The following is a 2394-nucleotide window of genomic DNA, read 5'->3' as shown; positions in this document are numbered from 1 at the left end:
CGGCCGGCCCGGCCGCCGGTCACGGCGGGCAGCTCACGCACCAGTCGGGCGGCCACGAGCTGGTCCACCAGCGTGGACACCGTGGCGCGGGCCAGACCGGTCGCGGCCGCCACCCCCGCGCGGGACAGTGGTTCAGGCCCCTCGAACACCGCGCGGGCGACGATCTCCAGGTTGTGCTCGCGCAAGGAGTGCTGGCGGGCCGCGGCGGGGCCCGTCCGCGTAGAGGTGTCGTGGGCGGTCCCGGCGGTGGTCACGCCTTGACTGTAGCCGAGGGCCGGGTAATAGTTCAGTCGTACAACTAATGCGGCGCCGCATGCCGGGGCCGCCCTCGACGAGGAGACCCCGTGAGCGACATCAAGTACTCGTTCGGCCTGTGGACCGTCGGCTGGCCCGGCAACGACCCGTTCGGCACGGCGACCCGGCCCGACCTGGACCCCGCCGAGTCCATCCGCAAGCTCGCGGACCTCGGGGCCGCCGGCTTCACGTTCCACGACAACGACGTCTTCCCCTTCGGTTCGGACGACGCCGCGCGCCAGAAGCACATCGACTCCGTCAAGAAGGCCTCCGCCGACACCGGCCTGGTCTGCACCACGGTGACGACCAACACCTTCACGCACCCGGTCTTCAAGGACGGCGCGTTCACCTCGAACAACCGCGAGGTGCGCCGCTTCGGCCTGCGCAAGGTGCTGCGCAACGTGGACCTGGCCGCCGACATGGGCGCCTCCACCTTCGTCATGTGGGGTGGCCGCGAGGGCACGGAGTACGACAACTCGAAGGACCTGCACGCCGCGCACGCGCGCTACGCCGAGGGCATCGACACCGTCGCCTCGTACATCAAGGAGAAGGGCTACGGGCTCAAGATCGCGCTCGAGCCCAAGCCGAACGAGCCGCGCGGCGACATCTTCCTGCCGACCATCGGCCACGCCATCGCGCTGATCAACTCGCTCGACAACGGCGACATCGTGGGCATCAACCCGGAGACGGGCCACGAGCAGATGGCGGGCCTCAACTACACGCACGGCATCGCGCTGGCGCTGTACCTCGGCAAGCTGTTCCACATCGACCTGAACGGCCAGCACGGCCCCAGGTACGACCAGGACCTCGTGTTCGGGCACGGCGACCTGCTCTCCGCGTTCTTCACTGTTGACCTGCTGGAGAACGGCTTCCCGAACGGCGGGCCGCGCTTCGAGGGCTACCGCCACTTCGACTACAAGCCGTCGCGCACCGAGTACCTCGACGGCGTGTGGGAGTCGGCCAAGGCCAACATGGAGACCTACGACATGCTCGCCGCCAAGGCGAAGCAGTACCGCGAGGACCCCGAGGTCCAGGCCGCCTTCGAACACGCCGGGATCATCGAGCTGGGCCAGTCGACGCTGGCCGAGGGCGAGTCGTTCGACTCGTTCCTCGCCGAGGCCGACCCCGACGTCGACGCCCTTGCCGAGAAGGACTACGGCCTGGTCCGCCTGCACCAGCTCGCCCTGAAGCACCTGATCGGCTGACCTGGCCTGATCGCGGCCGGCATCACCTCTTCGAGGCCCGGGTTTCTTCGCTCTGACACGGCTCAGAGCGAAGAAACTCGGGCCTCAAAGGGGAGCGGCCAAGACGTCGGACCGACGCTGTAGCGTGTCAGGCGCCTCTTCCTACGAACCACCCCCTGGAGCACCGATGCCCCTCGTCGCCGGCGTGGACACGTCCACGCAGTCCTGCAAGATCGTCGTGCGCGACGCCGACACCGGCGCGCTGGTCCGCACCGGTTCCGCCAAGCACCCGGACGGCACGGAGGTGGACCCGCAGCACTGGTGGGACGCCTTCCAGGAGGCGGCAGCCGCCGCCGGCGGCCTGTCCGACGTCGCCGCGATCTCCGTGGGCGGCCAGCAGCACGGCATGGTCACCCTCGACGCCGACGGCAACGTCGTGCGCCCCGCGCTGCTCTGGAACGACACCCGCTCCGCACCGTCGGCCGAGGCCCTGATCAGCGAGCTCGGCGACGGCGACCGCACCGCGGGCGCGCAGGCCTGGGCCGACGCCGTCGGCTCCGTGCTGGTCGCGTCGCTCACCATCACCAAGCTGCGCTGGCTGCGCGACAACGAGCCGGAGAACGCCGCGCGCGTCGCCGCCGTCGCGCTCCCCCACGACTGGCTGTCGTGGCGCATCGCGGGCTACGGCCCCGCAGGCGACCCGACCGCCCCCCTGGGGCCGCAGCTCGACAAGCTGTTCACCGACCGCTCGGACGCCTCGGGCACCGGGTACTACGACGCCGCCGTCGGCGAGTACCGGCCCGACCTGCTGGAGCGCGCCCTGGGCCGGACCGATGTCGCGCTGCCGCGCGTGGTCGGAGTGGCCGAGGCGGGCGCCGTCGCGCACCCGGACGTCGCGGGTTCGGCGGTCGACGGC

At 71.0% G+C, this 2394-nt stretch carries 3 protein-coding genes; 2 read left to right on the top strand and 1 reads right to left on the bottom strand.

The window, feature by feature from the left end; translation table 11 throughout:
- Positions 1 to 254 (bottom strand): MarR family transcriptional regulator (locus PROKR_RS34020; protein ID WP_036960686.1); only part of this gene is annotated, 254 nt, incomplete at its 3' end.
- Between the two features lie 90 nt (positions 255 to 344).
- Here PROKR_RS34020 and xylA point away from each other — a divergent pair.
- On the top strand, positions 345 to 1499 hold the full coding sequence (gene xylA, locus PROKR_RS06035) for a xylose isomerase (protein WP_036960683.1): 1155 nt from the start codon (positions 345 to 347) through the stop codon (positions 1497 to 1499).
- 166 nt (positions 1500 to 1665) lie between these two features.
- A partial coding sequence (locus PROKR_RS06030; RefSeq protein ID WP_036960681.1) for an FGGY family carbohydrate kinase occupies positions 1666 to 2394 on the top strand: 729 nt, incomplete at its 3' end.

It is taken from the genome of Promicromonospora kroppenstedtii DSM 19349 (genome assembly GCF_000515355.1).
GTDB classification, from domain to species: Bacteria; Actinomycetota; Actinomycetes; order Actinomycetales; family Cellulomonadaceae; genus Promicromonospora; species Promicromonospora kroppenstedtii.
Note: the sequence above shows the minus strand (reverse complement) of the source record. Positions and strands in the feature narration are given on the sequence as shown.